Consider the following 26,656-nt stretch of genomic DNA (forward strand, 5'->3'; position numbering starts at 1 on the left):
AACTGAACGGAATTTTGTGATAATATAGGGAAGAGCAATCTGCTTGAATGCAGGTTTGATACTGTGATTACTGCAGCATAGCTGCCCTGAACATGCTTGATCTGAAACGATTCAGGAAGGAAAGAGGGATTTATTTGTCTGAACAGGGAACGGTTCTGGAACCCAATGAAGAAACAATAAAGGCGGAACGCCAGGAAAGAATCATCAAACAGGTAGCCAAGGAACTGTCACTGTCCTTGAAGCAGGTGCGCACGACGTCGGAGCTTTTGGACGAAGGCAATACGATTCCGTTTATCGCCCGCTACCGTAAAGAAATGACAGGAGAGCTGGATGAGAACCAGCTGCGGTCCATCGAGGAACGCATCGTATACTTGCGTAATCTAGAGGATCGCAAAGTGGAAGTCATCCGTATTATAGAAGAACAAGGCAAGCTGACTAAAGAACTGAAACAGTCCATTACCCAAGCGGTCAAGCTTCAGGAAGTGGAAGACCTGTACCGTCCATATCGTCAGAAGCGGAAAACGCGTGCCAGTGTCGCCAAAGAAAAAGGGCTTGAGCCGCTGGCTGTATGGATTTGGAGCCAACCTAAACAGGGAAATGCTCTGGAAGAAGCCTCGCGTTACATCAATGCTGAACTCGGAGTCGAGGATGCTGAATCAGCTCTCCAGGGAGCCAAAGATATCCTGGCCGAGAATATTGCGGATGACGCAGCGATACGTGCATGGATTCGCCGGTACACATTGGATCACGGCATGCTGACTTCGGAAGCGAAGGATGCTGAGCAGGAATCTGTATACGAGAACTATTATGACTATCGTGAATTGGCCAAAAAGATGCCTCCGCACCGGATACTCGCCATTAACCGCGGGGAGCGTGAGAACATTCTGAAAGTGGGTCTCGATGTACAGCCAGAGCCTGCCCACCGTCATATGGAAGGTCAGATTATCAAAGGAGCATCTGCGGTACAGGATATATTGCGCGCTGTGATTGAAGATGCCTATAAGCGCCTTATTGCTCCGTCGATTGAGCGTGAGGTTCGAGCTGAACTGACGGAAAAGGGTGAAAGCCAGGCGATCTCGGTATTTTCTGCCAATCTGCGCAATCTGCTGCTTCAGCCGCCAATTCACGGCAAACGTGTGCTTGGTGTCGATCCAGCCTACCGTACGGGCTGTAAACTGGCCGTAGTGGATGACACAGGTAAACTGCTGGAAGTGGCTGTCACTTATCCGACACCGCCGCATAACAAGAAACGTGAAGCGGCTGAAGTGTTCCATCGGATGATCAAGCAGTACGACATCGGCCTTATCGTTATCGGTAACGGGACGGCTTCGCGTGAAACGGAACAGTTTGTGGCCGAGATCATTCAGGAAAATGGTGATGAGAGTCTCGTGTACCTGATTGTCAATGAAGCCGGAGCAAGTGTGTATTCCGCCTCCAAGCTGGCACAGGAGGAATTTCCGGATCTGGACGTGGCGGAACGCAGCGCAGCTTCCATCGCCCGTCGTGTACAGGATCCGCTGGCTGAACTGGTCAAAATTGATCCCAAAGCCATTGGTGTAGGCCAATACCAGCATGACGTTTCCCAGAAGATTCTGGAGGAAAGTCTGAAAGCAGTCGTAGAATCTGCGGTTAACCATGTCGGCGTGGATGTTAACACGGCTTCGCCGTCCCTTCTGTCCTATGTTGCCGGCGTGAATGCCACCATTGCCAAAAATATTGTGAAGTACCGCGAAGAGAACGGACGGTTCACGAACCGTCGTCAATTGCAGAAGGTACCTCGCCTGGGTGCCAAAACCTATGAGCAATGCGTAGGTTTCATGCGGATTGGTGAAGGCGAAAATCCGCTGGATCGTACGCCGATTCACCCGGAATCCTATAAGGTCGTCGATCAGCTGTTCAAGGAACTCCAGGTTGAACTGGACAAGCTGGGAAGCAAGGAACTATCCGTGCTTCTCTCGGAGCAGCAGCCTGAACAACTGGCTGTCAAACTGGACGTGGGTGTGCCTACACTTCGCGACATTCTGGATAGCTTACAGCGTCCTGGACGTGACCCGCGTGAAGAAATGCCTCTGCCTATTTTCCGTACGGATGTGCTGAAAATTGAGGATCTGGTCGAAGGCATGGAACTGCAGGGTACCGTTCGCAACGTTATTGATTTTGGGGCTTTTGTGGATATCGGAATCAAAAGTGATGGGCTTGTCCATATTTCACAACTGAGTAACGGTTATGTCAAGCATCCGATGGATGTAGTTTCTGTTGGTGATAATGTAACGGTATGGGTTATGAATGTGGATACCAAAAAAGGCCGGGTCGGCCTGACGATGAAAAAGCCTGCCTCGCAGCAGTCTTCCTAATCCAAAGATCGGAGAACAGCCTTCCCTGTAATGGGAAGGCTGTTTGTTGTCGGCTTTAATGGTATTGTCGTCCGTTCCATATTCTTCGAATGAGTTATTGAAGGGAGAGAGACTTGTATGTGGACATAAAGAGTGAGGTCAGGTTCTAGAGTTCACGATCCGCGCTGCGCGGTGTGCCATTGGCAGGTTTGTTCCGGTAAAAAAACCAGCATTCGTTCAGCAGCTTGATCTGTCTGCTGTCCTTTTTGTGAAATGCACGCATCAGTTGATTGCAAAGCCATTGAGGCAAGGGTATCTCCTCCTCTTGCATAATTCATCTGTACGTTAGCATATGTGGCAACAGCCTGGACTGTGCGGATTAACCCGTGGTGAGCCAGGAAAAATCAATATCCAGCCTCGTCATTCGACGATGTCGGTTCAGAATATGATAAAAAGCGCAAAATCCCGTTTAGGAAAATGCGCTTTCAAGTTCGGTTATTCAGGTGAAAAGATGAGGAATAATGAATCAGAGCGATTCCATTTCTTCTTCGTACCATTGTTCCAATTGGGCCTGAAGCGCCCGAATTTCAGTGAGTAAGGAAATCAACGGATAGTGAGTCTCACGCAGTGCGGCGAAACTTTGCTCCAGCGCATTGATATAATCCAGCCCGCCGATGATGCTCAGCTGCTCGTTCAGAAGATCAAGATTGTCACATTCAGCGATGGCCCAGGGCAGCACAGGTACATCTGCTGCGGTAAGTTTATCAATCTCTTTGTGCAGGCGCAGGTTGAGTGCACTGAGCTGATAGGCGTAATCGGCAGGCATTTCCACAAACTGCAGTTGATGTTCCTGCTGCAGGATGACATAGCGCATTGTAGGCATAACGAGTAATAATCTCCCCTCATACATTCTACTTGACAGTGTAGCCTACGAAACGGTTAAAATTCAAGTATTATACCGGAAATTGAAACGGTCCGAGGGGTGTGAAAGGAGGGGAAACGGTTGGATAATGCCGAATTGCAGCGGTGGATTGAGCAGGTATCTCTGGAGCATTTCGGGGTTCCGTTCACCCACGAGGCGCTGTTTAACCGACGTCTGACGACAACCGGCGGGCGATATATGCTTAAGAGTCATCGAATTGAGATTAATCCACATCAGCTTGAAGCGTACGGGCGGGATGATGTCGAGAAAATCATCAAGCATGAATTGTGTCACTACCATCTCCATATTCGTGGACGAGGTTATCGCCACAGGGACCCGGAATTCAAGGCACTTTTGCAAAAGGTAGGGGGTTCGCGGTTCTGTCAGTCCCTTCCGGACGGCAAGGGCAGGAAGCCGCTGCCATATCGTTACAAGCTTGTATGCAAGAGCTGTGGTACGGAATATTTGCGCAAACGGAAAATGGATCCCAAGCGTTACAGATGCGGCAGGTGCGCCGGCAAGCTGGGTCTTCATCATATTACTAACGAGTAGCTACTTATATAAACAGATCCTGCTGAAGATGGGGATAATGCACCTCATGGATTGGCGTTTTTCCGGGTATTTACAGTTGGGAAGAAAGTGTAGACAAGGCTGTTGACTTGGCTTATTAATCATGATAAATTAAGTTTATTCGAGATTATTCCCTGATAGCTCAGTTGGTAGAGCACTCGACTGTTAATCGAGTTGTCACAGGTTCGAGTCCTGTTCGGGGAGCCATTTCTTGGAGAGATACCCAAGTGGCTATAAGGGGACCCTCTGCTAAGGGGTTAGACTGCGTAAGCGGTGCGAGGGTTCGAATCCCTCTCTCTCCGTTTTGATATACTTCACTGCAAGGGATGAGAACCCTAGAGGTTCGTCGGAGCATAGGCTTCGATAGCGATACATCGCAGTCTCGAACGAAGTGAGAGTATCCCTCTCTCTCCGTTTTGATTTACACGAATAGAATCCCCTTCACGATGAATCGTCTAACGAGTCATCGTGAAGGGGATTTTTTTCTTTTTCTCATTTGGTGATCGTCACCGCTTCATCTACAGTGAGATTCCCAAGACCTCGTATAAACCCTTCTTGCCGGCTTCCGTAACTTCAACCGAACGGCTGCCTGGTTTCTTGCGTGTCCAGTTCAGCTGAGTGAGCCTGCGTTCCAATTGTTCTCCCAGCAGTCCGGATATGTGATGACGTCGTTCGCTCCAGTCCAGACATTTACGGGCAATGGCCCGCCGGGACCCCGGTTTCACCTGAAGTTCAATTCCGAATGAAGTGAACCATTGAACTCCTTTCTCCGTAATGTGATAATCCTTGGCCTGGTCTTCTTCTGGCTCTACGAGGTATCCTTCTCGCAATAAGGCATCGCACAAAGAGACCCCAAGCTTTCCAGCCAGATGACCATAACAGGTACGAGCAAAACTCAGGTGCTGCAGCTGATTGGACTGTTTGAGAGACCGCACCTGAACAGGAGGGGCGATACTGCCCATCGTTTCAATCAGAAAAGCAATCTCCTGGCCTGCCAAACGATAGTAGCGGTGTCTTCCTTGCCGTTCAACGACAAGCAGTCCGCCTTCAACGAGTTTGGCAAGGTGATTACTCGCCGTTTGGGGTGTGACACCAGCCATATAGGCAAGCTCACCCGCTGGCAGTGCCTGTCCACCCAGCAGTGCTTCGAGAAAAACAGCGCGACTCGGATCAGCAATTAATGAGGCGATAACAGATATATTTGGATATGCATTCATACTTCGATGATACTTGAACTATTGGCGTATTACAATCAGGACAGGCTTTCGCAGGGGTAGAGCTCTCCATGGTGAAGGCCCGAATGAAGGAGACAGGAGATGGAGTATACACATGAATCAGAAAAATATGAGAGAACGATCTTCCGAAGGATCGGAAATGGATCAACACGAAACGATTAACCCAAGCATTTTATACTATGGAACACCAGTCTTGATACTGAGCACGCTGAACGAAGATGGGTCAACCAACCTGTCTCCATTGTCCTCTTCCTGGGCACTCGGAGATTGTCTTGTCATTGGCTTGGGCATTCAGGGGAAAGCGTATGAGAATTTAAGAAGACACCCTGAATGTGTAGTTAATTTGCCGGATGCGTCCATGTGGAGGAAAGTAGAATCTTTGGGACGGTATACGGGTACATATCCGGTTCCAGAGGAGAAGAAACAAATGGGTTACGAATTTTGTTCCGAAAAATTTAAAGCAGCGGGCCTAACCGCACAAGACTCGACTCTGGTTCAACCTCAGAAAATAGCGGAGTGTCCGCTTCAGATCGAGGCATCGGTGCAGCATATCCGCACGCCGGAGCATACGCCTTATATGGCTGTTGTTGAGGTAAAAGCACTGAAGGTACATGCACAACAGAAGCTTATATCTGGACCGAATAAAATTGATCCGGCGAAGTGGGATCCGCTAATTTATAATTTTCGCCATTACTTTGGTTTGGGGGAGAGACAAGGGGAGAACTTCCGTGCTGAATAGGATCGGGGTAAAAGAAAGAATAGAAACATCCTATGTAATGCAGAATGTACAAGTGGAGGCCATGCAGGTCTTCACTTTTTTATGTGCCATTTTGAATCGGAAGCAAGCCGGCATAATTCATTATTTTATTGGACAAGGAATGGGTAAATAGTAAAGAAAGATGCATGTAAGCATATACATAAGAGAGGTGATGAGTATGGAAATGGAATATCTAATGCGAGTTCTCATAGCGGGGATTTGCGGAGTACTTATCGGGTATGAACGTAAAAACCGGATGAAAGAAGCGGGGATACGGACTCATTTTGTGGTTGCTGTAGGTGCAGCACTTATGATGATTGTTTCGAAATATGGATTTCAGGATCAGGCCGGCTGGGACAATCTGTCGCTGGACCCTTCCCGAATTGCGGCCCAGGTCGTTAGTGGGGTGGGCTTCATCGGAGCCGGGATGATCTTCACGCAGCGTCACACGGTCCGGGGATTGACGACAGCCGCGGGCATCTGGGCAACGGCGGGAATGGGACTGGCTGTAGGTGCTGGGCTTTACTGGACGGGAGCGGGTGTAACCCTGCTGATTGTCCTCGCTCAGATGCTGCTGCATCGGCCCACACGCTGGCTTGTTTCGGCGAGAACAGAAACGCTGACCATTCATCTGGGACAGGAATCAGAGAGCCTGAAGGCCATATTGGCACTGCTGGGGCAGGAGAAAATTTCGGTCATCGGATTCAAAACGGAACGGCAAACAAGCGCAGACTCGGGTGAGGAGACTGTGCTTGAGTTCACCGTGCAGATGCCCGGTTCGTACCGGGGAGAGCAATTGATCGTTATATTGCAGGGTGTGCCACATGTAAAAACAGTAGAATTGAAGTGAAATAATCACCATTCCCTGGCAGCAGCAGGGGTTATTGACCGCCTTCAACCATGCTTTCAGGTCGGGAAACCGGTTTTCCATCCAGTACACAGTGAATGGCATGAGCGACACCATGCTCCACATTGGTCAAAGTTATAGCCTTGGCAAGTGCCTGGATTTCCGGTTCGGCATTCCCCATGGCGATGCCGAGGCCTGCCATTTTCAACATGGAAACATCATTGAAATTGTCACCGATGGCTGCTGTATCTTCCATAGGTATGTTGAGATGAGCCGCCAGTTTGGTCAAGGCATTGCCTTTGGATACATCGGGATGCTGCATCTCGAAATTGTGTTCAGAGGATACTACCATGGCGACATCGGATCTAGAAGCAAAGTACGCTCTTCCTTCCTGCAGTTGATCTGGGTCGAGTGAGAAGGCCATGATATTGTAGATATGGGCTTCCGCAGGAATCTCCTGATGGGAATGGACACGATGGTAGTCTTTCTTGTCATAGTGCTTTTTAACGGCGCGAATCAGGCGCTCTACATCCTCGCCAGGGCTTGTGCCCAGAATCCGGTCCATCTCGGCGAGCATGGCTTCGTGGCTGCTAATGGGAGCGTAGATCCCCTGCTGGGTAGATGCTTCATAATAGCACTCATGATCTTCCAGCCATTGCATAACGGATGCTGCTGTCTCACGTTCAAGCGGAAGATGATACAGACGTTTCCCGTCGGCATCATGAATGGTAGCTCCGTTTGACCCGATGACAGGTGTATTAATCCCGCCTTCCTGGCAAATACCCACAACGTCAGAGTAGACGCGTCCTGTTGCAATCGTAACCTTTAACCCTTCTTGCTGGGCCCGCTGAATGGCAGCTGCATTTTCCGGACTGATCTGACTGTCTCTGTTCAATAGTGTTCCGTCCAAATCCGTGGCAAATAATTTCATATATTTACAACTCCTTATCTTCTGTTGGTTCAGGAATGAGAATCTCGACCTGTTGTTCAGCTAGAAAGTTACGCCAATCGTCTGAAGGCCATTGATCGGTAATCAGTACATCCACCAGTGACCAGTCGGCAAAACGATAGCCATACCGTTTATCAAACTTGGAACGGTCAGCGAGCACGATGACCTCCTTGGCAGCCTGCATCATTTTTTGCTTAATCTTGCCTTCTTCTTCGGAAGCGCTGAATCCATCCATCGTAATCCCGCCAATTCCGATAAAAGCTTTATCCACATAGTAATGGGAGAGCGTCTCTATAACCGAGGCTCCATAGACATAACGCTGTTCCTTGTCGACTTTACCGCCGAGTAAACGAATATGGACAGCCGAGTGATTGGAGAGAAGATCAGCAGAATGAATGGAGTTGGTGATGACCGTGCAGGATTTTCCATCCAGATGTTCAGCACAGGCCTGCACCGTGGTGGACGAATCCAGAATGATGTTCTCGCCTTGGCGCACCATGGCTGCAGCGAGTTTCCCAATGGCCCGTTTTTCTTCCGAAACATAGAGCAGGCGATCCTTGTAGGAGATATATTCACGTGGAGGAGAGGGGAGGATCGCCCCACCGCGTGTGCGGATAATGGCATCCTGTTCTTCCAGCTTGATTAGATCCCTGCGAGCCGTATCCCGCGAGACGTCAAAGAGGGAGACGATCTCGTCGGCCGAGATTCGGTTATGTTTGCGAAGATGTTCGATAATCAGCTGCATTCGTTCTTCTTGAAACAAACATGCCGCCTCCTTGCTAATGATTGACCGTGTAATAACTGATATTCTAATTATAAGTATTTGTAATTGTATTTGCAATATTGTAAGTGAATATAAGTTTTTATAAGTAGTTTGTTCTTTCTTTTACAAAATGTCAGCATTCTGATGACATTGGTATGATAGCCGATATAAGGGGGGGGCTATATAGCAGCCAATCAAGGTCATTGTTTTTGAAAAAAGCTCATAAAGAAAAATTTCAAAAAAAGTGTTGCACTATTTTATTTTATTGTGGTATACTCATTCTTGTCGCCAAGAAAGACAACTTGTTAATAAGGCCCGTTGGTCAAGGGGTTAAGACACCTCCCTTTCACGGAGGTAACAGGGGTTCGAATCCCCTACGGGTCATATCTTCACCACCTTTTTATAAGGAAACCTCGCAAGTCATTGTTCTTAAAACAAGAGATGATATGGCACATCGGTGAAGTTACAGCAAGAGCCATTAGCTCAGTTGGTAGAGCACCTGACTTTTAATCAGGGTGTCGAAGGTTCGAGCCCTTCATGGCTCACCATTTTTACATTTGAATATGCGGTCGTGGTGGAATGGCAGACACGCTATCTTGAGGGGGTAGTGGGCGTACGCCCGTGGAGGTTCGAGTCCTCTCGACCGCATTACATGAACAACATCGAAAATAGACTCTCATGGTTATCCATGAGGGTCTATTTTTGTATTCTGCTATATGCCGAGATGCCGAGTGAAATGCACCCTGGCGATTAAGGGGCTGAGGATTCATAGACGTTGTGGTATAATTATCTATATTGTGTTGCTCGAGGATAGGTTATGTTTAAGATGAAATTTTAGATTATTACGGTTGGAAGGCGGTCCTGTATGCAGTCGATATATGAGCGAATTGAACACCTGATTGCCGAACGAGGGATGACGAAGAAAGCGTTCTGTCAACAACTGAAGATTAGCACCGGAAATTTGGGTGATTGGAAACGCGGGAAGTCTATTCCGAGTACGAATAAACTGATTGAGATCGCTTCGTTTTTTGATGTGAGTCTGGATTGGCTCATGATCGGGCGTCCATCCAAGGAAGCGATGGTGCGGGAAAAACGGGAAGATTATTTTTTGACGTGTTGCGGCAATTGGATTGCCAGGAGAGTGAATTATCGACTGTGGAACAGTCTTTTATTAGTGAATATATTGAATTTACCCGCTATCGCAAGTCCAAGGAGAGCAGAAATGCTGATGACTATCGGTACAAGGAAGATCATAAACCTGAATCAGATGAATCGGTCTAATGCAAAACCTCTGAACAACCCGGATATATATTCCGGAGCTGCTCAGAGGTTTTTTCATTGTTCCCATTGTGCCTAGTACCATGCACAGTTCATTTGCGGAATGCAAGAATCTCACTGCCTAATAAATCGGGTCGAATCGTATTCCAGATCTGCAGGCATTGTTCCTGAAGTTCCCAGGCAGCCATGCCGAGCAGACGAACTCCTATTCCTCCACTGGCGAGCAAGCTGGCACCGGCAAGCATTCGGCCGTCTGGAGGCAAGGCAGACCTGATGCGTTCCAGTTCTGCAGCTCCGAGCCCGGGGGCGATCATCCAGAGTGCGGCAGTATGGGTGAAACCCAGCAATGCAGCTGATTGTTTTGGAGCATCGCTCTCCGGCTCCATGCCGAATCGATCCCACACTGCCAGCTGATCACCTTGCCATATCTCGGTTAAATTTCGATATTTGTTGAACTGGAACGATTCACCTCGGTGAATCCGTCCAGCTGACCAGACGTCTGCATAAGCGAGAATGGCCTGCTCTTCCAGATGGAAGGTGGCGGTGAGTGAAGAGGAACTGCCTTTGAATGGAATAACGCATTCCGGAAAATATTCAAGCACAGCCCCCTTTTGGATCTGGAAGTGATGATTAACCGACGAGGGAAGCGAAGGCGTGGGATGGAGCCGTGTAGCTGACGTGCTGCTCAGCATCACATGGGTGCCTTCGTCCAAATGCCACTTGGAATGATAATGGTCTCCGTTAAGAACACCGGGGGAGACGTCGGATGTGTAGATGCATAAACCACCCCCGCCGCCCGGAGGGCGAAAGGATCGACTAAATCGGAGAGGGGCGCTATAAAAACGATCCGTCATGACCGTGCGTCCCCCTTGAAGAGCGAATGTGGCTTGAAGCTCGCTGCGTCGCATCACGGCTCCTTCAGCATGAGTGCCCGCCTTAGTCGTGGTTCCTTCCAATACGGAAGATGAATTAATGGGTGTGAGCTGAGCCGTGGTCATGGCTGTGTGAATGCTGATGCGCAGCGGCAGCATCGTCATCCATGTATTGATGTTCAAGCCAGTGCACGATCTCGGATACGCCTTCACCGCTCATCAGGTTCGACATTACATATGGGCGTCCTTCCCGTACGCGCTCGGTATCATCCTTCATGACTTGCAGGCTTGCGCCAACATAAGGGGCGAGGTCGGTCTTGTTGATCAGCAGAAGATCTGAGCGTGTGATTCCGGGACCGCCTTTGCGGGGCAGTTTTTCCCCTTGGGCAACGTCAATGATGTAAATGAAGACATCAGCGAGTTCCGGGCTGAATGCAGCAGAGAGGTTATCGCCGCCACTCTCGATGAAGATGAGTTGCAGATCGGGAAAACGTTCGACTAATTCATCCACAGCTTCGAAATTCATCGAAGCATCCTCACGAATGGCCGTATGTGGGCATCCGCCTGTCTCTACGCCGATAATGCGTTCAGGTGCAAGGGCATTTTGACGCAGCAAGATCTCGGCATCTTCCTTGGTATAAATGTCGTTGGTAATGACTGCCAGACTATAACGGGTACGCAGTGCCTTGGAAAGCTTCTCCACGAGAGCGGTTTTACCTGAGCCTACCGGGCCTCCAATGCCGATTCGCATAGGTCTGCTGCGATCGAATGCCTTACGTTCCCACTCCGGATGATGCGTATGATTAGCTCCTCCACACATAACAAATTCCTCCTTGGTTATCTTCTTTATTTTAAAAGAAAGTCGATATTGATCATGATTGCTGTTAGGACATAAATAGACGGGCAGGTAAGCTTTCATGCCGCATGGCATAGATTTCCTGGGCAATACCGAAACTGTGCATGTCTTCCGGGTCGTGGTCCCGAATCCGAATCCATTCGGACTCGATATCGTTTAACAGTTTTTGTATGAGCATCTGGGCCTCGGTCTGCCCGATCGGCAGGAGACGCAAAGCACTGTTTACATAAGCATTCACAGAGGTATACAAATGTCCGGTAACCGCCTCGTCCAATCCAATCTCCAACTGATAGTTGATATACCCATGAATGGTGGTTATGCCGCAAAAAGCACCGTGTTCCAGCACGGCTTCGTCAATGAGTGAGAAGTCCATCCAAGGGTAGAGAGAACGGGCGAGTTTCAGAAGTCGCTTGCCCATCTTGTGTCCGCTTTCCCTGATTTCGCGGGGGGTACGCTGGGCATGCACTCGCTTGTCATAGAGCGCAAGTAGGGCTGCATTCCGTTCCTCCAATGCGTGGTAGACTCCTTTAATAGCGAGCCCGTCAAGCCGAACAAGACTGGAATGAAGCTGGCTGCGAATAAATTGTTCGAGCTCGGCGGTTGTTCGAATGGTACCGTCATGAGTGTATGCTTCCAGGCCAAACGAGTGGGAGAACCCGCCAATGGGCAGGGCAGAGTCGAGCAGTTGAACATAACGAAGCAGCTTCGTACCGCTATGCATCATGACGAGTGTCCTCCCTTTTTTTTTTTTCTATCTTATTTCCCTCTTCCCAATCAAAATCTAATATAAAAATAATTTGAGAATATAGGATGGACATAAGTTAACACGATAACGAAGAGGCAGGACGAACCTGAAGAAGCGGAGCTGAAAGCTTTCTGCAAGAAAGCTGCATCGAAAGCATTGACTTCGCCTTTATCACAAGATCTACCTCTATCAAAAAGGGTTCAAAGAAATCTGGGGATAACAGCGATCGGAAGGTTGTTCTGCCAGCGTAGTGGCAAGTGTAACAGTCCTTGTATATTCTTGTTATTTTATATTAGATCTCAAAACATGAAATAACGCTGTGCCATTGGCAGCTCCTCTGCAGGTTCACAGGTGAGCAATACTCCATCAGCGCGAACCTCATAGGTTTCGGGGTCCACTTCAATATGAGGTGTCACGTCGTTGTGAATCATGTCCTTTTTGCTCACCGAGCGGCAACCTTTGACGGGTTCCACCCGCTTGTTCAGTCCAAGCGTTTCCTTGATGCCGGCATCAGCCGCAGCCTGGGAGACAAAAGTGATGGATCCTTTGGCGATCGCGCCACCATATGATCCGAACATCGGTCTGCCGAACACGGGTTGAGGTGTCGGGATCGAAGCGTTTGGGTCACCCATTTGGGCGAAGGTAATCATGCCGCCTTTGATCACCATTTCGGGTTTAACCCCAAAATAGGCTGGGTTCCAGACGATCAGATCAGCTAGCTTGCCCACTTCCACAGAGCCGACGAGGTGGCCGATTCCGTGAGCGATGGCTGGATTGATGGTGTATTTGGCGACATATCTCTTGATCCGATCGTTGTCGGATGGTGAGCCTGGCTTTAATTCCAGCTTGCCGCGCTGTTTCTTCATTTTGTCCGCAGTCTGCCACGTACGAATAATGACTTCGCCTACCCGGCCCATCGCCTGGGAGTCCGAACTGATAATACTGAACACACCGAGATCGTGCAAAATGTCTTCAGCTGCAATCGTCTCGGGACGAATCCGGGAATCAGCAAAAGCAACATCCTCAGGGATTGCCGGATCCAGATGATGACACACCATCAACATGTCGAGATGTTCTTCAACCGTATTTCGCGTATATGGGCGTGTCGGGTTGGTAGAAGAGGGGATCACGTATGATTCGCCAGCAGCTCGGATGATATCCGGTGCATGTCCACCCCCGGCACCTTCGGTATGATAGGTGTGTATGGTGCGGCCGTTAATGGCAGCGAGTGTATTCTCCAAAAATCCCGTCTCATTCAAGGTATCGGTATGAATGGCTACCTGGATATCATGTTCTCCGGCGGCAGTCAGGCAGGCATCTATGGCGCTTGGTGTTGTGCCCCAATCTTCATGCAACTTCAAGCCGATCACGCCAGCTTCAATCTGTTCAATGAGCGGGGCTGTGGTCGAACTGTTGCCTTTGCCAAGATATCCGATATTCATGGGGAAAGCCTCAGCGGACTCCAGCATGCGGTGAATATGCCAGGCTCCGGGTGTGCAGGTGGTTGCTTTCGTACCTGTTGCAGGTCCTGTGCCTCCGCCAATCATGGTCGTTACGCCTGAAGACAATGCCGTTTGAATCTGCTGTGGGCAAATAAAATGAATATGGGTATCAATCCCGCCGGCAGTTACGATCATGCCTTCGCCGGCAATGATTTCCGTGGAAGCGCCGATTACAAGCAGGGGGTCAACCCCATCCATGGTATCCGGATTGCCGGATTTGCCGATGGCACAGATGATTCCGTCGCGGATACCGATATCCGCTTTTACAATACCCCAATGATCAATAATAATGGCGTTGGTAATCACAGTGTCCGGTGTGCCATGGCTGCGAAGAGCCGATGCGGACTGGCCCATGCCATCCCGAATGACTTTTCCGCCTCCGAATTTGCTCTCATCTCCATATACAGCGTAATCGTGCTCAATCTCTGCCCAGAGCTCCGTATCTGCCAGCCTTACGGCATCCCCGGTGGTGGGTCCGAACATGGAAGCGTATTGTTCGCGAGACATGCGTTTCATGATGGATCGCCTCCGTCCTGTACAGGAGGTGGTGCGAATGCCTTCAGGAAAGTTTCAAGCTTCTGCGGATCTGGCGGCTGGTCAGCCGATCCTTCCGTTAATCCGTTAAATCCATGAATCTGACGTTTGCCGCCAAACGTGGTCAGTTCAACCGGCTTCTCCTCGCCGGGCTCGAAACGAACTGCGGTACCTGCCGGGATATGCAGACGATGTCCGAAAGCCGCCGTACGGTCGAAGTCGAGCGCAGCATTCACTTCATAGAAATGAACATGAGAGCCGACCTGTACAGGGCGATCTCCGCGATTCAAAACAATGAGTCGTATCGTTTGGCGATCAGGATGACAGACAATCTCATCCTGTTTTAATCGATATTCACCTGGGATCATGGCAATCTCCTGCCTTTCTCAGCGTATGGGTTCATGCACGGTAACCAGTTTTGTCCCATCAGGAAATGTGGCTTCCACCTGCACTTCCGGGATCATATCCGGTACCCCTGCCATGCAGTCGTCACGTGTAAGAATAGTACCGCCATATCTCATCAATTCCGCTACGCTCATTCCGTCTCGTGCTCGTTCCATGAGCTCGGAGGTTAACAAGGCGATAGCTTCGGGGACATTTAGTTTAAGTCCGCGTCCTCTGCGTTCGCGCGCGAGATTGGCGGCTACAGTAATCAGCAGTTTTTCTTTTTCCTGCTCCGTCCAGTGCAAGGGCAATCCGACCTTTCCCATAAGAGTATATAGCTTTATGGATCGTGTTATATGTTAAATATACTCACACAGGGTGAATCCTTTGTCAATACGGTTTGAAACATATTAGCAGCATGCATGAAACGAGTAGGCGTGAAATAAAATTATGTAAGCATTATTGACATGGAGAGTCGGACACTCCATAATTTGGATCAACGAACATTTCGGGATTAAATGTCCTTAATGTTCGTCAATAGACTAAAAAAAGGGAGTGTAGGCTATTGAAGAAGAGGTCGGTCAAATTATGGGGTATTTTGCTCGGTGCGGTCATTGCTTTGACGGGATGTGTAGAAGGGGGAACACCACCTGAAACTTCAGGTTCCGGTGGAACGGGAGAGACTGCTGCATCCAATGAGACAATCAAGGTAGGCATTCTTCATTCCTTAAGCGGAACGATGGCGATCAGCGAGGTGTCTGTCAAGGATGCCGAGATGCTTGCGATCGAAGAGATCAATGCAGCTGGTGGTGTCCTGGGTAAACAGATCGAGCCTGTCGTTGAAGACGGCGCTTCGGATTGGCCGACTTTTGCGGAAAAGGCCGGAAAATTGCTTCAGCAGGATAAGGTAGCCGCTGTATTTGGCGGGTGGACCTCGGCGAGTCGGAAGGCCATGCTCCCGGTGTTCGAACAGAATCAAGGTCTCTTATTTTATCCGGTGCAATATGAAGGACTGGAGTCATCTCCCAACATTTTTTATACAGGAGCAACAACGAATCAACAAATCGTGCCGTCAGTAACCTGGTTGCTGGAGAACAGAGGCAAGAAATTTTATCTGCTTGGCTCGGACTATGTTTTCCCGAAAACAGCCAATCAGGTCATCAAAGCTCAATTGGCAGCTGAAGGTGGAGAGGTGGTTGGTGAAGAATATACGCCGCTGGGCCATACTGATTACAGTACCATCATTAGCAAAATCAAGGCTGCTAAGCCGGATGTAGTTTACAACACACTTAACGGAGACAGTAATGTAGCCTTTTTCAAACAACTGAAGGATGCGGGCATCACTTCGGAGCAGATGACGACGCTGTCGGTAAGTGTGGCGGAAGAGGAGATTCGGGGAATTGGTGCTGATGTGTTAAAAGGGCATCTGGCTTCATGGAACTACTATCAGACAACAGATACTCCTGAAAACAAAACATTTGTTGAGAAATATAAAGAAAAATATGGTGCGGACCGGGTAACGGCTGACCCGATTGAAGCGGGATACGTAGCAGTGTATCTGTGGAAAGCAGCTGTCGAAAAAGCGGGATCAACCGATGTGGAGAAGGTTAAAGAGGCGGCAAAAGGACTGGAGTTTGATGCTCCGGAAGGAAAAGTGACCGTAGACGGAGAGAATCAGCATATCTACAAAACCGTCCGGATCGGGGAAGTGCAGGAAGATGGTCAGTTCAAGGAATTGTGGAACTCCGGTTCACCTGTCAAACCAGACCCTTATTTGAAAACCTACGAATGGGGAGCTTCTCTTAGCAGTCAATGACACGATGCTTCATGTCCAAACTTCTGAACTCAAGGATGAGGGTGGGACAACACACCCTCTCACAACGTTACATTAAAGCGTTAATGCGAGTTTCTGTGATATTTATATCTGTAATGAGAGGCTTTCGGCATGGGAAAGGGGGATGGCAATGGATATGTTTGTTCTGCAAATGTTCAATGGGCTCAGCATCAGTTCGATCCTGCTGCTGATTGCGCTGGGGCTCGCGGTAACGTTTGGTCTCATGAATGTCATCAATATGGCTCACGGTGAGTTGATTATGATTGGTGCCTATGCAACATATGTGACGCAAAATCTGTTCATTTCGTATGCTCCGGCAGCGTGGTTTGAAGTGTACTTTATCGTGGCTCTGCCGATCGCGTTTGGTGTGGCGGCACTTGTCGGCTGGCTGCTTGAAGTGGTATTGATTCGACATTTGTATGGAAGGCCTCTGGACAGTCTGCTGGCTACATGGGGAGTGGGGATGATGCTGCAGCAACTGGCACGTACCATTTTCGGGGCGCCAAACGTTGGTGTGTCCAGCCCATCCTGGCTTAATGGTGGTCTTGCAATCTCTGACGGCATTATATTTCCGTATAAACGACTCTTTATCATCGTACTCGTTGCAGTGGTTCTGCTGTGTATGTATCTGTATATATACCGCACTTCTTCCGGGAGACGGATGAGGGCTGTCATGCAGAATCGGAGCATGGCGGGCTGTCTTGGGATTTCTACCCGACGGGTGGATGGCATGACCTTTGCTATCGGATCGGGAATCGCAGGGGTTGCGGGCTGTGCTCTGACGTTAATCGGGCCGATTGGTCCTTCGCTCGGAACCTATTATATTGTAGATGCATTTATGGTCGTGGTTCTCGGAGGGGTTGGCAAACTGGTAGGAACGGTCTGTGGCGCACTTGGGATTGGCATGTTCAATACGTTATTCGAAACCTACACATCTGCTTCAATTGGGAAAGTGCTGGTGTTTGTATGTATCGTTGCTTTTCTGCAATGGAAGCCGCGCGGGCTGGTTGCCATGCGGACGCGCAGTCTCGATTAACACGAAAAAGGGGGTTATCTGATGTCGGCACTTCTGAAGTCAGGCAGTTTGAAAACGAGAATCATATGGGCGGTCGTGCTTATCCTGATGTGTCTTGCCCCATTAATCTCTACGGAATTTCGGCTTAGTTTGCTGGCCAAATTCCTCGCACTTGCCATTTTGGCGATAGGACTTGATCTGATCTGGGGTTATGGTGGGGTTCTTAGTCTGGGACATGGGGTGTTCTTTGGGCTTGGAGGTTACGCCATGGCCATGTATCTGAAGCTGCAGGCCAGTGGTACTTCCCTGCCTGATTTCATGGGATGGAGTGGTCTGACGGGTCTGCCCTGGTTCTGGGAACCGTTCCGGTCGTTTCCGGTGGCGCTATTTCTGGGCATTGCCCTTCCGGCGTTACTAGCTTTTGTTTTAGGTTGGTTTACGTTCCGTAACCGGATTACCGGTGTGTATTTCACCATTTTGACTCAAGCGCTTGTGCTCATCACGGTCACCTTGTTTATCGGCAAACAAGAGTGGACTGGTGGTACGAATGGTATAACCGGATATAACTCGATCTTCGGTTTCACGCTGCATTCTGCAGGGACAACGATTGCGCTGTACTATATCACACTTGCGATCCTGGTGCTCACATATCTGCTGTGCAGGAAACTGGTGAACAGCCGGTTTGGTCAGGTGTTGGAAGCTTCACGGGACGGAGAAAACCGGGTACGTTTCCTTGGATATGATCCAGCAGGATACAAAACGCTAACGTTTGCCCTTTCCGGGGCACTTGCGGGGATAGCAGGTATGCTTTTTGTTCTGCAGGTTGGTATTATCTCGCCTTCCATGATGGGGATTGTCCCCTCCATTGAAATGGTATTGTGGGTTGCCTTGGGCGGTCGCGGCACACTGATTGGAGCTGTGATCGGGGCGGTTGTGCTTAACGCTGCCAAAACGGGGATAAGTGAGGCGTACCCTGAAGGTTGGCTGTTTGTTCTGGGCGGGCTGTTTGTAACAGTTGTTTTATTTATGCCTAACGGACTTGTCGGAGTTTATCGTAATGTCATTCGATTGCTGAAGCGGAGAGGAGAGGTTGTGCATGTCCCAGTCAGTCAGGAAAAACCTGAAGTCTACTGAGGCCGCATCTGTGTTGCTGGCTGAGGATATTACCGTGGCTTTTGGCGGATTCGTTGCAGTTAAAGGCATGAACTTGAAGCTGCATGCGCATGATCTGCATTTTCTGATCGGCCCCAATGGTGCGGGGAAAACGACAATGCTGGATGTGATTTGCGGAAAAACAAAACCTCTCTCCGGCACTGTGCGGCTGAATGATGGCACGGAGCTGACACGTTTGAAAGAGCACCAGATCGTCCGGAAAGGCGTGGGGCGCAAATTCCAGGCGCCGTCCATCTTCGGAGGGCTGACTGTACAGGAAAATCTGGCTTTGGCAGCGGAAAGTCAGCGTTCCCCTCTACGGACTCTTCGAATTCCGCGGTATGGGAAAATAAGTGCTGCGATGGAAAGGGTTATTCAGCAGATCGGATTACAGGATCGTGTGTATACACGAGCGGGAGCACTCTCTCATGGAGAGAAGCAGTGGCTCGAAATTGGCATGCTGCTGCTTCAGGAACCACGTGTGTTGCTGCTGGACGAACCGGTTGCGGGAATGACCGATGAAGAGACGCATAAAACGGGCCGTTTGTTACAGGACATTGCACAGGAACGTTCGGTTGTGGTTGTGGAGCATGACATGGAGTTTGTCCGTGAGTATGCGGCAAAGGTGACGGTGATGCATGAAGGCAAGCTGCTGAAGGAAGGGACCATGGCGGAGGTACAGGAAGATCCTCGGGTAGCTGAAGTCTACTTGGGCAAAAGGAGGGATGATCATGCTGTCATTGCAACGAATTGAATCTGGTTACGGAGAAAGCAATGTGCTGCGTGGTGTGAATCTCGATGTGCAGGCTGGACAGGTGGTATGTCTGATGGGCCGTAACGGTGTCGGCAAAACAACACTGATGAAAACACTGATGGGGCTGCTCAAAACCCGGAAGGGGAACATTCAGTGGAAAGGGCGGGATATATCCACTTTGGACCCGGCAAAACGGGCCAAGGCCGGCATTGGATATGTTCCTCAGGGGCGCGAGATTTTCCCGCAGCTCACAGTAAAGGAGAATCTGCTGCTCGGTCTTGAGACAGCCGCACCGGGAGTGAAGGTGTTCCCTGAGGATGTGCTCGCGATGTTCCCGGTCCTTGCCACCATGTATGGACGTCAGGGTGGAGATTTGAGTGGTGGCCAGCAGCAGCAGCTTGCCTTTGCGCGAGCGCTTGCCTCGCGGCCCGGTTTGTTATTGCTGGATGAACCAACCGAAGGCATACAGCCTTCAATTGTTGAGGATATCCGGCAGGTCATCCTGCAAATCAAGGCAAAAGGCGACATTTCGGTGCTGCTCGTTGAACAGAGCATCGACTTTGTGCGCGGTGCTGCGGATTATATTTACGTCATGGACAAAGGTGCAATTGCATTGCAAGGTTCACCGAAGGAACTGGATATGTCTCAATTTGAACACCATCTGTCGGTATAAACCAGAGTGTGTCTGGTCCCGGTCATGATCGTTTGTCCAAAATATTGGAGTACTTAGGGTATAGGCGTCGAATGCAGTCTGGACAGATGTCGTGCGTAAATTCGGCGTGCGTGTGTTTCTCCAGGTAACTTTCAACTGAATTCCAGATGTCTTGTTCATCCTTGATTTGTTTGCAGACCGCGCATATGGGAAGCAGTCCGCGTAGTGTGCGCACCTCTGACAGAGCTTGCTTCAGTTGCTGTTCGATCTGCTTCTGCTCCGTGATGTCTGTGTGCGCAATCAGGGCAAGTTCTATTGGAAGCGAAGGATCTGACTGGGGCAAAGGCGTTAGTTCTAGACGGAACCACCTTATGTCCAAGTTCGCAAATTGCAAGGATATGTCGTATGTATGGCAATGGTCAAAGGAGTGCTGAATCTTCTCAAAATGCTGGATGATTGCCTCGATTCTCGTTCTCTCCTCATAAGCTGCCCATGTCTGAAGCAGATGAAGATAATGAAACGTTTCGGAAGACAAACGGTAGATGTCTGATCTATTCTGTTCCGAATACAATTGCCCAAGTCCATTTTGCCATGCGGTATTGCAGCTGCGGATTCTCCAGTTGCGGTCGACGATAATGAGTTGATGTCGTATGGACTGGAAGGACAATCTTTCCAGGTCAGTCGTAAAGTAGCTCATGAATGGGCCCTCCTTGGCAATCAGTTAAAGGATAGGGGCGGCATGGTAATGGCGTGTCATCGCAGTTCATCCGGAATTTGCAATAGATCTGCGACCTGGTTTCGGAACCGGGTTGCTTTTCGTGTGCCATGAATGAGGTTGGATAAACGGTACGGCGGGATGCCATGCTGTTCACAAAAGGTTTTTTGATCCATCTGAAGCTCAGTCAGGCGTCGTTTGATGGCCCATCCGAACGGAGTCACGGGTTTCTTTTTGTTCAAAAGGGTTCACCCCTTATCGAAGTATTCAACCCGCCTCCGGTTGTGTGAAATAATGGAAGATACGAGCTGTGTATCTTATTATATACGTAATTACGTCATGTAACAATTATAAAATGATGAATTTTAGTGTCTTTGTGTCATTTAATGACGTAAAAACGTGTATAAGACTAGGGGGAATGACAAAAAAAGCACGTCAGCAAGGAGGTTGCTGCGTGCTTTTTTATCGTCCGAGGAAGTGTGAGGAAGCGAGTGTCTTGGGGTGAACGGGGTTAGGCCCGGTAGGCATGAAGCCCTGCGCCAAGCATATGGAAGCTGGGGAACAACGACTTCATGGACATTGAGGTTGGCTGTGCCGGTCCATCCGCAGCAGAGGCGCTAACGGTATTCCATTCATGCTCCAGGTCTGCGGCCAGGCGAACCAGCAGTTCCTGCGTAGTATCATTATCCAGAGGGAGGACTTTAGATGCTTCGGATATACATGCACTCATGGCTGAGTGCAAATAACCCATGACCGCTTCCTCGACGGGGATTTCGAGGTGGTGGTTGATCCAAGCGTGAACAGTGGAGAGGCAGCCTACAGACTCGTATTTGGCAAGGGTGTGTTCGAGCTGGCTGAATTCAATCCAGGGATGAAGAGCCCGGGCCAGCTTGATCAGTCTTTTGCCCATGGCGGTGGCTTGATCCCTTAGATCAGCAGGAGTTCGCTGAACGTGAACCAATTTGTCAATGAGAGCCGTTCGCCATGTGTCGTTATGATCTGTTGCACTGTAGATGCCCTTGATTGCCATACCTTCAAGTCGAACAATGCTGGGGTGCAGCTGGCAGCGCATAAAGGATTCCAGATCTGCAGCATTTCGAATACTACCTTCAGAGATATGCACATCCATACCAAAGGAATGGGTAAACCCTCCGACCTGGATGGAGGAATCAAGCAGTTTGACATAATCGAGCAGCTTATTCCCACGGTTCACGGTCTTTCGCCTCCTACGTTCGTTAAATGTTATATTAAATAACATTTATACTCCTTTTTGGTTCCTCTTATGCTTTTAAATCCGAATTATATGATATATATATTCACATAAATATCCGTATTTTGTCAATAAAATCTTTGGAATTCAGTTAAAACAATTTAAATGTTAACATACATAACTTTTTAGGTAATGTAAATGTAGGGAAAGGGATGGGGACTCGAGAGATCATCTTATTGGGATGCTAAATTACATGAATATAGATGGAAAATGATTTGAAATTTAATGTATGCAATCGGTAAGCGATCATGACGATAAGAACCGGTATTTGGAGAAAAAACACAGGAGAATGACACTTTTTAGAAAGTGCTTTACTTTTATATCATAACCCTGTATAATCATTTTTGTTGCCGATTATTTACGACATGCGGTCGTGGTGGAATGGCAGACACGCTATCTTGAGGGGGTAGTGGGCGTATGCCCGTGGAGGTTCGAGTCCTCTCGACCGCATCATAAAGTACGATAAGAAGAGGTTTTCCGATGGAGGAAAGCCTCTTTTTTTGCGTTTGTAGATAGCGTAAAAAAAGGCCATTCCCAGTAGAACCTGACATTCTATGGTTCTGTGCTGATGATGGCCGCAGTGTGGTGCCTTTATTTCAACAACTTCTCGATATCTGCCTGAATTTGGTCAGGAGTCGTTTTTGGAGCGTAACGCTTCACGACACGTCCGTCCTGATCGACAAGGAATTTGGTAAAGTTCCATTTGATGGCTTTGGAGCCGAGCAGTCCCGGTGCTTCTGTAGTCAGATGTTGGAAGAGAGGATGAGCGCTTGAGCCGTTTACGTCGATTTTCTCAAACATGGGAAAGCTTACACCGTAATTCATCTGGCAAAACTCGGCAATATCATCGGATGATCCTTTTTCCTGGGCGAACTGGTTACTCGGAAATCCCAATACTTCAAATTGACGGTCTTTGAATTTGTCGTAGAGTTCCTGCAAACCTTCAAATTGCGGGGTCAGTCCGCATTTGCTCGCCGTATTTACAATCAGCAGCACCTTATTGCGATATTCGGACATTTCCACTTCCTGTCCCCGAAGGGTGTTGACTTTGTAGTCATAAACGGTCATGATGTGTCGCCTCCATATAATAATAGTTGAGTTCATTATTCGTATACTTATATTATATTGTTTACAATTAGATAATGCAAAATTAATAAAAAGATATTCGCCCTTTATTGGATGTTTAAATGATCCTTAAATTCCAGACATTTTTCATAAAGACGAGAATTAGTGAGCTTGATCGAGATGGATGGAGAATGGGGATGTTGTAAGCGCTATTATTAATAAGTAATGGCATAAATTCGTCAATTCGATGATCTGTACAGACTTTACATCAACATGGCGCGGGTGTATGATTCATATCGTAATTTCTATTTCAATTAAACTTAACATGAAAAACGAAACAAACGATAATATCGCTCTGATCAATACACGAAACTGGAACGATGTTTTAATCGCTGAGTTTCCATTCATTCATGGGTGGGAAACGGGGGAACCAATCGGAATGGCTGTGCAATGCAGCTGGTCCATGGGGTGAATTTTTCGGTGCAAGCCGGAAATAGGGCGACTCTCGCGCCCGAATCCGTCAGCTAACCTCGTAAGCGTTAAAGGGAGAGGCAACAAGCCGTACGCATATTCATGGCGTCTTCGTCATGGGTTATTTAAGAAGCGTTCGGGGAGGCCTTGGTCCCCCACGCTTCTTTTTTGTTGTCTTTTCACGCCAAGGGAGGAACGAATGATGGATAATGAGATGATTTTAGTAACTGCACCGAATGAAGCGGGGCGCAAGTTTATCAAGCTTTTGATGTACAAAAAAATGCCGTTTGCCGTTCTGACCAACAGTGCTGGGGAAGAGCGGAAACTCCGGAGAATCGGAGTGGAGAACGTGATCCGCATGAATACAGCGGAAGCGCAGAAATGGTTTCTGCCGCAGTCCAGCGTAGGCAACGTTTTTATTTTTGAGAACAGTCTGAACCTGACCTGCCGGTATTTGCAGATCTGCCGTTCATGGACCTCGAAATCGCTATGCGTGATCACCGAACAGAGCCATCCCAAAGGGATTTACCGTGGAATGGGAGCAGACCGGATTGTATATTCCCTCAATGGAGAGGTTGGCTTTTTGCTCAATGGTTAATGTGATGACTGCCGATTGATCCGGTGTGAGGTGCCTGTTATAATTGAATTTATGGAAAAATGGAATTCTGAGGAGACTCATGCATGATGATGGGTCTTCTTTTTTATTGATCAAGGTTGCGTTCATGGCTAACAAGGAGGAATAGGCGTGCCGGATGTACGTGGATTAAAGTGGTTGTTTTTTGATGTAGGAGACACGTTGGTAGACGAATGGGAGCCGGTAGATGATATTATCGGGCAGTTCGTAAGAGAAGCCTGTTCACTTGGATATCCGGTGAAGATTGAGATGGTGCGAGAGATATTCGCCTCCTGTTACCGTAAATATGAGCAGTGGCCCATGAAGGTAGCGATTCGGACATTAATTAGTGATGAACGTCATAGGGAGCAGATTCAGGAGAAGCTGAAGTTCCGAAAGGAGCTGGAGAAGCCTTTCGCTGCTGCTGATGCTGTGCTGAAGGAGTTGTCACGCCATTATCGGATTGGCATTATTGCCAACCAGAGCCCGGGGACAGCTGAGCGACTGGAGAGCTATGGTTTGCGCAGGTACGTCGATGTACTGGCCTGTTCGGCAGAAGAAGGCGTATCCAAGCCGGACCCGGAGCTGTATGCAGTGGCCCTGAAACAGGCTGGATGCGAGCCCGGGGAAGCTGTAATGATTGGAGACCGGATTGATAACGATATCATTCCTGCCAAGAAGCTGGGGATGCGAACAATTCGGATCCTGCAGGGTTATGGACGGTTTCAGCCTGAACTGGAGGGTCAGGAGCACGCGGACTGGACGATCGAAAGTTTGGAACAGCTAATTCCTTTACTCGTGCCTAATGAAGAATAGCGGGTAAAGTATATTTATAGAAGCCTTGCGAGCGTCATCAAATTGTGGACAAGGCAAATGTACGGCATTATAAAAGGCTGATCGCTTCAAGTATAGCTACTTGAGGAGATCAGCCTTTTTGAGTTGACATCCGGCTACCGGGACCCTGTTCCCTCTTATTAGAACAGCATAATGGTCTGGATGATCAGATAGACATTTAGGATAACGATCACGGCAGCGATGATCCAGGAGATGATTTTGAGCCACAGTTTGTTGGCGAATGCCCCCATGCTTTTTTTGTCACTTGTGAACATCACGAGTGGAATGACCGCAAATGGCAGCTGCAACGATAGGATCACCTGGCTCAATATCAGCAATTCTTCCGTTCCGTGCTCACCGGCGATGGCGGTCACAATAACAGCAGGGATGATGGCAATCAACCGGGTCACCAAGCGGCGCAGCCAAGCCGGAATCCGAATGTTCAGGAAACCTTCCATGACAATCTGTCCGGAGAGTGTGCCTGTTAGTGTAGAGTTCTGACCTGACGCCAGCAGGGCGACACCAAACAGGATGCTTGCAATGGTCGTGCCCAGCAGTGGTGTAAGCAGGTGGTAAGCATCTGTGATCTCAGCAACCTGAGTCATGCCTGCACTATGAAATACAGCTGCGGACACGATGAGTATGGCTGCGTTAATAAACAGGGCCAGCGTCAACGCGATGGTTGAATCCATGGTGGAGTACCGGATGGCCTCTCTTTTTCCCTGAGGCGTCTGTTCGATCTGACGAGTCTGTACGATGGAAGAATGCAAATACAGATTATGCGGCATGACCGTTGCTCCGATAATACCGATGGCGATATAGAGCATCGCCGGATTTTGCAGTATCTCGGCACTTGGTACAAATCCGGTGAGTACTCCGCCCATATCCGGTTTGGCAAGGAACAGATCAATCCCGAAGCACAGGGCAATGGTTGCCATCAGCACGATAACCAACGTTTCCAATGCGCGAAAGCCCTTATTTTGCAGCAAAAGGATAAGCAGGACATCCACGGCCGTAATAATGACGCCGTATAACATGGGGATGTTGAACAGCAGCTTCAGCGCGATGGCTGAACCGATGACCTCGGCCAGATCGGTAGCTGCAATGGCCAGTTCACACAAAACCCATAACATCATAACAACCGGCATACTGAACCGCTCGCGGCAAGCCTGAGCCAGATCCCGTCCTGTAACAATACCGAGCTTGCCAGCGAGTGACTGCAGTACCACTGCCATAAGATTTGAGATCAAAATGACGGATAAAAGGGTATAGCCGAATTGTGAACCACCGGCAATATCTGTTGCCCAGTTACCCGGGTCCATATAACCAACAGCGACCAGATAACCGGGGCCGACAAAGGCGAGAAATTTTTTCCACCAGGCGGCGTTTTTCGGAACCTTCATGGAGCTGTGGGCTTCCCCGAGTGAAGGAGCCATGCCTGCCGCAGCCAACGGCTCAGCCGAAGCAGAGTTGAATGGATTTTTTTTGCTCATGCTTAATCACCTGACTTTTTAATATTGATTGTATTGATATTCCGAGGATGAAGGCGGGAAGCTTTCATTTGATATGTCTGAAAATATATGTCGTTACTTACATTGTACTCATTCAATAATTTTTGTCTAGTGCAACTTTTATGTAGATGGACAAAATAAACTGAAAAGGGAAACGGCCTTTAGTATATTACCCAACCTAGGGAAGTTTACAAATTTATGCCCCAAATAATATATGACGATA

At 48.8% G+C, this 26,656-nt stretch carries 27 protein-coding genes, 6 tRNA genes, 1 pseudogene and 1 riboswitch; of the genes and pseudogenes, 18 read left to right on the top strand and 16 right to left on the bottom strand.

What is annotated here, in order from left to right; genetic code table 11:
- Positions 1 to 134: 134 nt before the first annotated feature.
- Positions 135 to 2,354 carry a Tex family protein gene (locus tag HP552_RS25830; protein WP_246311051.1) on the top strand — a complete coding sequence of 740 codons (2,220 nt, stop codon included), beginning with the start codon at positions 135 to 137 and terminating at the stop codon, positions 2,352 to 2,354.
- Between the two features lie 145 nt (positions 2,355 to 2,499).
- Here the strand turns inward: HP552_RS25830 and cmpA are convergent, their stop codons facing one another.
- Together cmpA and HP552_RS25840 are read right to left on the bottom strand one after the other, a co-directional pair.
- Positions 2,500 to 2,643 (bottom strand): cortex morphogenetic protein CmpA, encoded by a 144-nt coding sequence (gene cmpA / locus HP552_RS25835; protein ID WP_095289070.1) that lies wholly within the window; start codon positions 2,641 to 2,643, stop codon positions 2,500 to 2,502.
- 216 nt (positions 2,644 to 2,859) lie between these two features.
- Positions 2,860 to 3,216, bottom strand: a complete 357-nt coding sequence (locus HP552_RS25840; protein ID WP_175398237.1) for a hydrolase/acyltransferase — start codon at positions 3,214 to 3,216, stop codon at positions 2,860 to 2,862.
- Between the two features lie 120 nt (positions 3,217 to 3,336).
- Here HP552_RS25840 and HP552_RS25845 point away from each other — a divergent pair, with 120 nt between their 5' ends.
- The 3 genes from HP552_RS25845 to HP552_RS25855 all read left to right on the top strand — a co-directional run bounded on the left by HP552_RS25845 (position 3,337) and on the right by HP552_RS25855 (position 4,127).
- Entirely contained in the window at positions 3,337 to 3,807 is a 471-nt protein-coding gene (locus HP552_RS25845) for a SprT family protein (protein WP_175398238.1), read from the top strand.
- 149 nt (positions 3,808 to 3,956) lie between these two features.
- Positions 3,957 to 4,032 (top strand) — tRNA-Asn (locus HP552_RS25850).
- A gap of 6 nt (positions 4,033 to 4,038) precedes the next feature.
- Positions 4,039 to 4,127, top strand: a tRNA-Ser gene (locus HP552_RS25855).
- A 216-nt stretch (positions 4,128 to 4,343) separates the two neighbouring features.
- Here the strand turns inward: HP552_RS25855 and HP552_RS25860 are convergent.
- Positions 4,344 to 5,042 carry an ArsR/SmtB family transcription factor gene (locus tag HP552_RS25860; protein ID WP_175398239.1) on the bottom strand — a complete coding sequence of 233 codons (699 nt, stop codon included), beginning with the start codon at positions 5,040 to 5,042 and terminating at the stop codon, positions 4,344 to 4,346.
- A gap of 157 nt (positions 5,043 to 5,199) precedes the next feature.
- On the opposite strand from HP552_RS25860, the gene HP552_RS25865 reads away from it, so the two are divergent.
- Positions 5,200 to 5,799, top strand: coding sequence for a flavin reductase family protein (locus HP552_RS25865; RefSeq protein ID WP_175398429.1), 600 nt, complete (start codon positions 5,200 to 5,202; stop codon positions 5,797 to 5,799).
- A 196-nt stretch (positions 5,800 to 5,995) separates the two neighbouring features.
- Positions 5,996 to 6,667, top strand: coding sequence for an MgtC/SapB family protein (locus tag HP552_RS25870; protein WP_175398240.1), 672 nt, complete (start codon positions 5,996 to 5,998; stop codon positions 6,665 to 6,667).
- 31 nt (positions 6,668 to 6,698) lie between these two features.
- Here HP552_RS25870 and HP552_RS25875 read toward each other — a convergent pair whose 3' ends face one another.
- On the bottom strand, positions 6,699 to 7,595 hold the full coding sequence (locus tag HP552_RS25875; protein ID WP_175398241.1) for a Cof-type HAD-IIB family hydrolase: 897 nt from the start codon (positions 7,593 to 7,595) through the stop codon (positions 6,699 to 6,701).
- Between the two features lie 4 nt (positions 7,596 to 7,599).
- The gene (locus tag HP552_RS25880) at positions 7,600 to 8,376 is read right to left on the bottom strand and encodes a DeoR/GlpR family DNA-binding transcription regulator (protein ID WP_175398242.1); all 777 of its coding nucleotides are present in this window, start codon (positions 8,374 to 8,376) and stop codon (positions 7,600 to 7,602) included.
- A gap of 312 nt (positions 8,377 to 8,688) precedes the next feature.
- On the opposite strand from HP552_RS25880, the gene HP552_RS25885 reads away from it, so the two are divergent.
- The 4 genes and pseudogenes from HP552_RS25885 to HP552_RS25900 all read left to right on the top strand — a co-directional run bounded on the left by HP552_RS25885 (position 8,689) and on the right by HP552_RS25900 (position 9,657).
- Positions 8,689 to 8,760 (top strand) — tRNA-Glu (locus tag HP552_RS25885).
- Positions 8,761 to 8,848: 88 nt separating this feature from the next.
- Positions 8,849 to 8,924: transfer RNA gene (locus HP552_RS25890), tRNA-Lys, on the top strand.
- A 17-nt stretch (positions 8,925 to 8,941) separates the two neighbouring features.
- Positions 8,942 to 9,024, top strand: a tRNA-Leu gene (locus HP552_RS25895).
- Between the two features lie 217 nt (positions 9,025 to 9,241).
- A pseudogene (locus HP552_RS25900) lies at positions 9,242 to 9,657 on the top strand (helix-turn-helix domain-containing protein).
- Positions 9,658 to 9,746: 89 nt separating this feature from the next.
- On the opposite strand, the gene HP552_RS25905 reads toward HP552_RS25900, so the two are convergent.
- From HP552_RS25905 to HP552_RS25930, 6 genes are all read right to left on the bottom strand, one after another.
- Positions 9,747 to 10,709 (bottom strand): urease accessory protein UreD, encoded by a 963-nt coding sequence (locus HP552_RS25905; RefSeq protein WP_175398243.1) that lies wholly within the window; start codon positions 10,707 to 10,709, stop codon positions 9,747 to 9,749.
- Positions 10,624 to 11,346 (bottom strand): urease accessory protein UreG, encoded by a 723-nt coding sequence (gene ureG / locus HP552_RS25910; protein WP_175398244.1) that lies wholly within the window; start codon positions 11,344 to 11,346, stop codon positions 10,624 to 10,626. Before ureG ends, HP552_RS25905 begins: the two co-directional genes overlap by 86 nt.
- Before the next feature lie 64 nt (positions 11,347 to 11,410).
- Complete coding sequence (locus HP552_RS25915) at positions 11,411 to 12,106, bottom strand: urease accessory protein UreF (protein ID WP_175398245.1); 696 nt, start codon at positions 12,104 to 12,106, stop codon at positions 11,411 to 11,413.
- A gap of 320 nt (positions 12,107 to 12,426) precedes the next feature.
- Entirely contained in the window at positions 12,427 to 14,145 is a 1,719-nt protein-coding gene (ureC, locus tag HP552_RS25920) for an urease subunit alpha (protein ID WP_175398246.1), read from the bottom strand.
- Positions 14,142 to 14,531 carry an urease subunit beta gene (locus tag HP552_RS25925; protein ID WP_175398247.1) on the bottom strand — a complete coding sequence of 130 codons (390 nt, stop codon included), beginning with the start codon at positions 14,529 to 14,531 and terminating at the stop codon, positions 14,142 to 14,144. The genes ureC and HP552_RS25925 overlap by 4 nt, the downstream gene beginning before the upstream one ends.
- An 18-nt stretch (positions 14,532 to 14,549) precedes the next feature.
- A complete protein-coding gene (locus HP552_RS25930; protein WP_175398430.1) occupies positions 14,550 to 14,852 on the bottom strand; it encodes an urease subunit gamma in 303 nt (100 codons plus the stop codon).
- Positions 14,853 to 15,112: 260 nt separating this feature from the next.
- Here HP552_RS25930 and urtA point away from each other — a divergent pair, with 260 nt between their 5' ends.
- The 5 genes from urtA to urtE all read left to right on the top strand — a co-directional run bounded on the left by urtA (position 15,113) and on the right by urtE (position 19,975).
- Positions 15,113 to 16,363 carry an urea ABC transporter substrate-binding protein gene (urtA, locus tag HP552_RS25935; protein ID WP_175398248.1) on the top strand — a complete coding sequence of 417 codons (1,251 nt, stop codon included), beginning with the start codon at positions 15,113 to 15,115 and terminating at the stop codon, positions 16,361 to 16,363.
- A 148-nt stretch (positions 16,364 to 16,511) separates the two neighbouring features.
- Complete coding sequence (urtB, locus tag HP552_RS25940) at positions 16,512 to 17,417, top strand: urea ABC transporter permease subunit UrtB (RefSeq protein WP_175398249.1); 906 nt, start codon at positions 16,512 to 16,514, stop codon at positions 17,415 to 17,417.
- A gap of 21 nt (positions 17,418 to 17,438) precedes the next feature.
- Entirely contained in the window at positions 17,439 to 18,530 is a 1,092-nt protein-coding gene (gene urtC, locus HP552_RS25945; RefSeq protein ID WP_175398250.1) for an urea ABC transporter permease subunit UrtC, read from the top strand.
- The gene (urtD, locus tag HP552_RS25950) at positions 18,493 to 19,302 is read left to right on the top strand and encodes an urea ABC transporter ATP-binding protein UrtD (RefSeq protein WP_175398251.1); all 810 of its coding nucleotides are present in this window, start codon (positions 18,493 to 18,495) and stop codon (positions 19,300 to 19,302) included. The genes urtC and urtD overlap by 38 nt, the downstream gene beginning before the upstream one ends.
- The gene (gene urtE / locus HP552_RS25955; RefSeq protein WP_175398252.1) at positions 19,280 to 19,975 is read left to right on the top strand and encodes an urea ABC transporter ATP-binding subunit UrtE; all 696 of its coding nucleotides are present in this window, start codon (positions 19,280 to 19,282) and stop codon (positions 19,973 to 19,975) included. Before urtD ends, urtE begins: the two co-directional genes overlap by 23 nt.
- A gap of 22 nt (positions 19,976 to 19,997) precedes the next feature.
- Here urtE and HP552_RS25960 read toward each other — a convergent pair whose 3' ends face one another.
- The 3 genes from HP552_RS25960 to HP552_RS25970 all read right to left on the bottom strand — a co-directional run bounded on the left by HP552_RS25960 (position 19,998) and on the right by HP552_RS25970 (position 21,882).
- Positions 19,998 to 20,651, bottom strand: a complete 654-nt coding sequence (locus tag HP552_RS25960) for a nitrogen regulation protein NR(II) (protein WP_175398253.1) — start codon at positions 20,649 to 20,651, stop codon at positions 19,998 to 20,000.
- 56 nt (positions 20,652 to 20,707) lie between these two features.
- Entirely contained in the window at positions 20,708 to 20,911 is a 204-nt protein-coding gene (locus tag HP552_RS25965) for an XRE family transcriptional regulator (RefSeq protein ID WP_175398254.1), read from the bottom strand.
- A 269-nt stretch (positions 20,912 to 21,180) separates the two neighbouring features.
- A complete protein-coding gene (locus HP552_RS25970; protein WP_175398255.1) occupies positions 21,181 to 21,882 on the bottom strand; it encodes an urease accessory protein UreF in 702 nt (233 codons plus the stop codon).
- A gap of 424 nt (positions 21,883 to 22,306) precedes the next feature.
- Between HP552_RS25970 and HP552_RS25975 the strand changes: the two genes are divergently transcribed.
- Positions 22,307 to 22,389, top strand: a tRNA-Leu gene (locus tag HP552_RS25975).
- 141 nt (positions 22,390 to 22,530) lie between these two features.
- Here the strand turns inward: HP552_RS25975 and HP552_RS25980 are convergent.
- Positions 22,531 to 23,007 carry a glutathione peroxidase gene (locus HP552_RS25980; protein ID WP_175398256.1) on the bottom strand — a complete coding sequence of 159 codons (477 nt, stop codon included), beginning with the start codon at positions 23,005 to 23,007 and terminating at the stop codon, positions 22,531 to 22,533.
- Between the two features lie 377 nt (positions 23,008 to 23,384).
- A riboswitch (cyclic di-AMP (ydaO/yuaA leader) is annotated at positions 23,385 to 23,558 on the top strand.
- 116 nt (positions 23,559 to 23,674) lie between these two features.
- Between HP552_RS25980 and HP552_RS25985 the strand changes: the two genes are divergently transcribed.
- A complete protein-coding gene (locus tag HP552_RS25985; RefSeq protein ID WP_246311052.1) occupies positions 23,675 to 24,073 on the top strand; it encodes a hypothetical protein in 399 nt (132 codons plus the stop codon).
- A 147-nt stretch (positions 24,074 to 24,220) separates the two neighbouring features.
- Positions 24,221 to 24,904, top strand: a complete 684-nt coding sequence (locus tag HP552_RS25990) for an HAD family hydrolase (protein WP_175398257.1) — start codon at positions 24,221 to 24,223, stop codon at positions 24,902 to 24,904.
- Positions 24,905 to 25,062: 158 nt separating this feature from the next.
- Here HP552_RS25990 and HP552_RS25995 read toward each other — a convergent pair whose 3' ends face one another.
- Positions 25,063 to 26,358 (bottom strand): Nramp family divalent metal transporter, encoded by a 1,296-nt coding sequence (locus HP552_RS25995; protein WP_175398431.1) that lies wholly within the window; start codon positions 26,356 to 26,358, stop codon positions 25,063 to 25,065.
- Positions 26,359 to 26,656 lie beyond the last annotated feature (298 nt).

The sequence above is a fragment of the Paenibacillus xylanilyticus genome (genome assembly GCF_013359935.1).
In the GTDB taxonomy this organism is placed as follows: Bacteria; Bacillota; Bacilli; order Paenibacillales; family Paenibacillaceae; genus Paenibacillus; species Paenibacillus xylanilyticus.

Excerpts from the sequence above, each read along its gene's own strand:
- HP552_RS25840 (WP_175398237.1), bottom strand. The coding sequence starts at position 3,216 with ATGCCTACAATGCGCTATGTCATCCTGCAGCAGGAACATCAACTGCAG.
- HP552_RS25860 (WP_175398239.1), bottom strand. The coding sequence starts at position 5,042 with ATGAATGCATATCCAAATATATCTGTTATCGCCTCATTAATTGCTGAT.
- HP552_RS25865 (WP_175398429.1), top strand. The coding sequence starts at position 5,200 with ATGGATCAACACGAAACGATTAACCCAAGCATTTTATACTATGGAACA.
- HP552_RS25870 (WP_175398240.1), top strand. The coding sequence starts at position 5,996 with ATGGAAATGGAATATCTAATGCGAGTTCTCATAGCGGGGATTTGCGGA.
- HP552_RS25875 (WP_175398241.1), bottom strand. The coding sequence starts at position 7,595 with ATGAAATTATTTGCCACGGATTTGGACGGAACACTATTGAACAGAGAC.
- ureG (WP_175398244.1), bottom strand. The coding sequence starts at position 11,346 with ATGTGTGGAGGAGCTAATCATACGCATCATCCGGAGTGGGAACGTAAG.
- HP552_RS25915 (WP_175398245.1), bottom strand. The coding sequence starts at position 12,106 with ATGATGCATAGCGGTACGAAGCTGCTTCGTTATGTTCAACTGCTCGAC.
- ureC (WP_175398246.1), bottom strand. The coding sequence starts at position 14,145 with ATGAAACGCATGTCTCGCGAACAATACGCTTCCATGTTCGGACCCACC.
- HP552_RS25925 (WP_175398247.1), bottom strand. The coding sequence starts at position 14,531 with ATGATCCCAGGTGAATATCGATTAAAACAGGATGAGATTGTCTGTCAT.
- urtB (WP_175398249.1), top strand. The coding sequence starts at position 16,512 with ATGGATATGTTTGTTCTGCAAATGTTCAATGGGCTCAGCATCAGTTCG.
- urtC (WP_175398250.1), top strand. The coding sequence starts at position 17,439 with ATGTCGGCACTTCTGAAGTCAGGCAGTTTGAAAACGAGAATCATATGG.
- urtD (WP_175398251.1), top strand. The coding sequence starts at position 18,493 with ATGTCCCAGTCAGTCAGGAAAAACCTGAAGTCTACTGAGGCCGCATCT.
- urtE (WP_175398252.1), top strand. The coding sequence starts at position 19,280 with ATGCTGTCATTGCAACGAATTGAATCTGGTTACGGAGAAAGCAATGTG.
- HP552_RS25960 (WP_175398253.1), bottom strand. The coding sequence starts at position 20,651 with ATGAGCTACTTTACGACTGACCTGGAAAGATTGTCCTTCCAGTCCATA.
- HP552_RS25980 (WP_175398256.1), bottom strand. The coding sequence starts at position 23,007 with ATGACCGTTTATGACTACAAAGTCAACACCCTTCGGGGACAGGAAGTG.
- HP552_RS25985 (WP_246311052.1), top strand. The coding sequence starts at position 23,675 with ATGATGGATAATGAGATGATTTTAGTAACTGCACCGAATGAAGCGGGG.
- HP552_RS25995 (WP_175398431.1), bottom strand. The coding sequence starts at position 26,358 with ATGGCTCCTTCACTCGGGGAAGCCCACAGCTCCATGAAGGTTCCGAAA.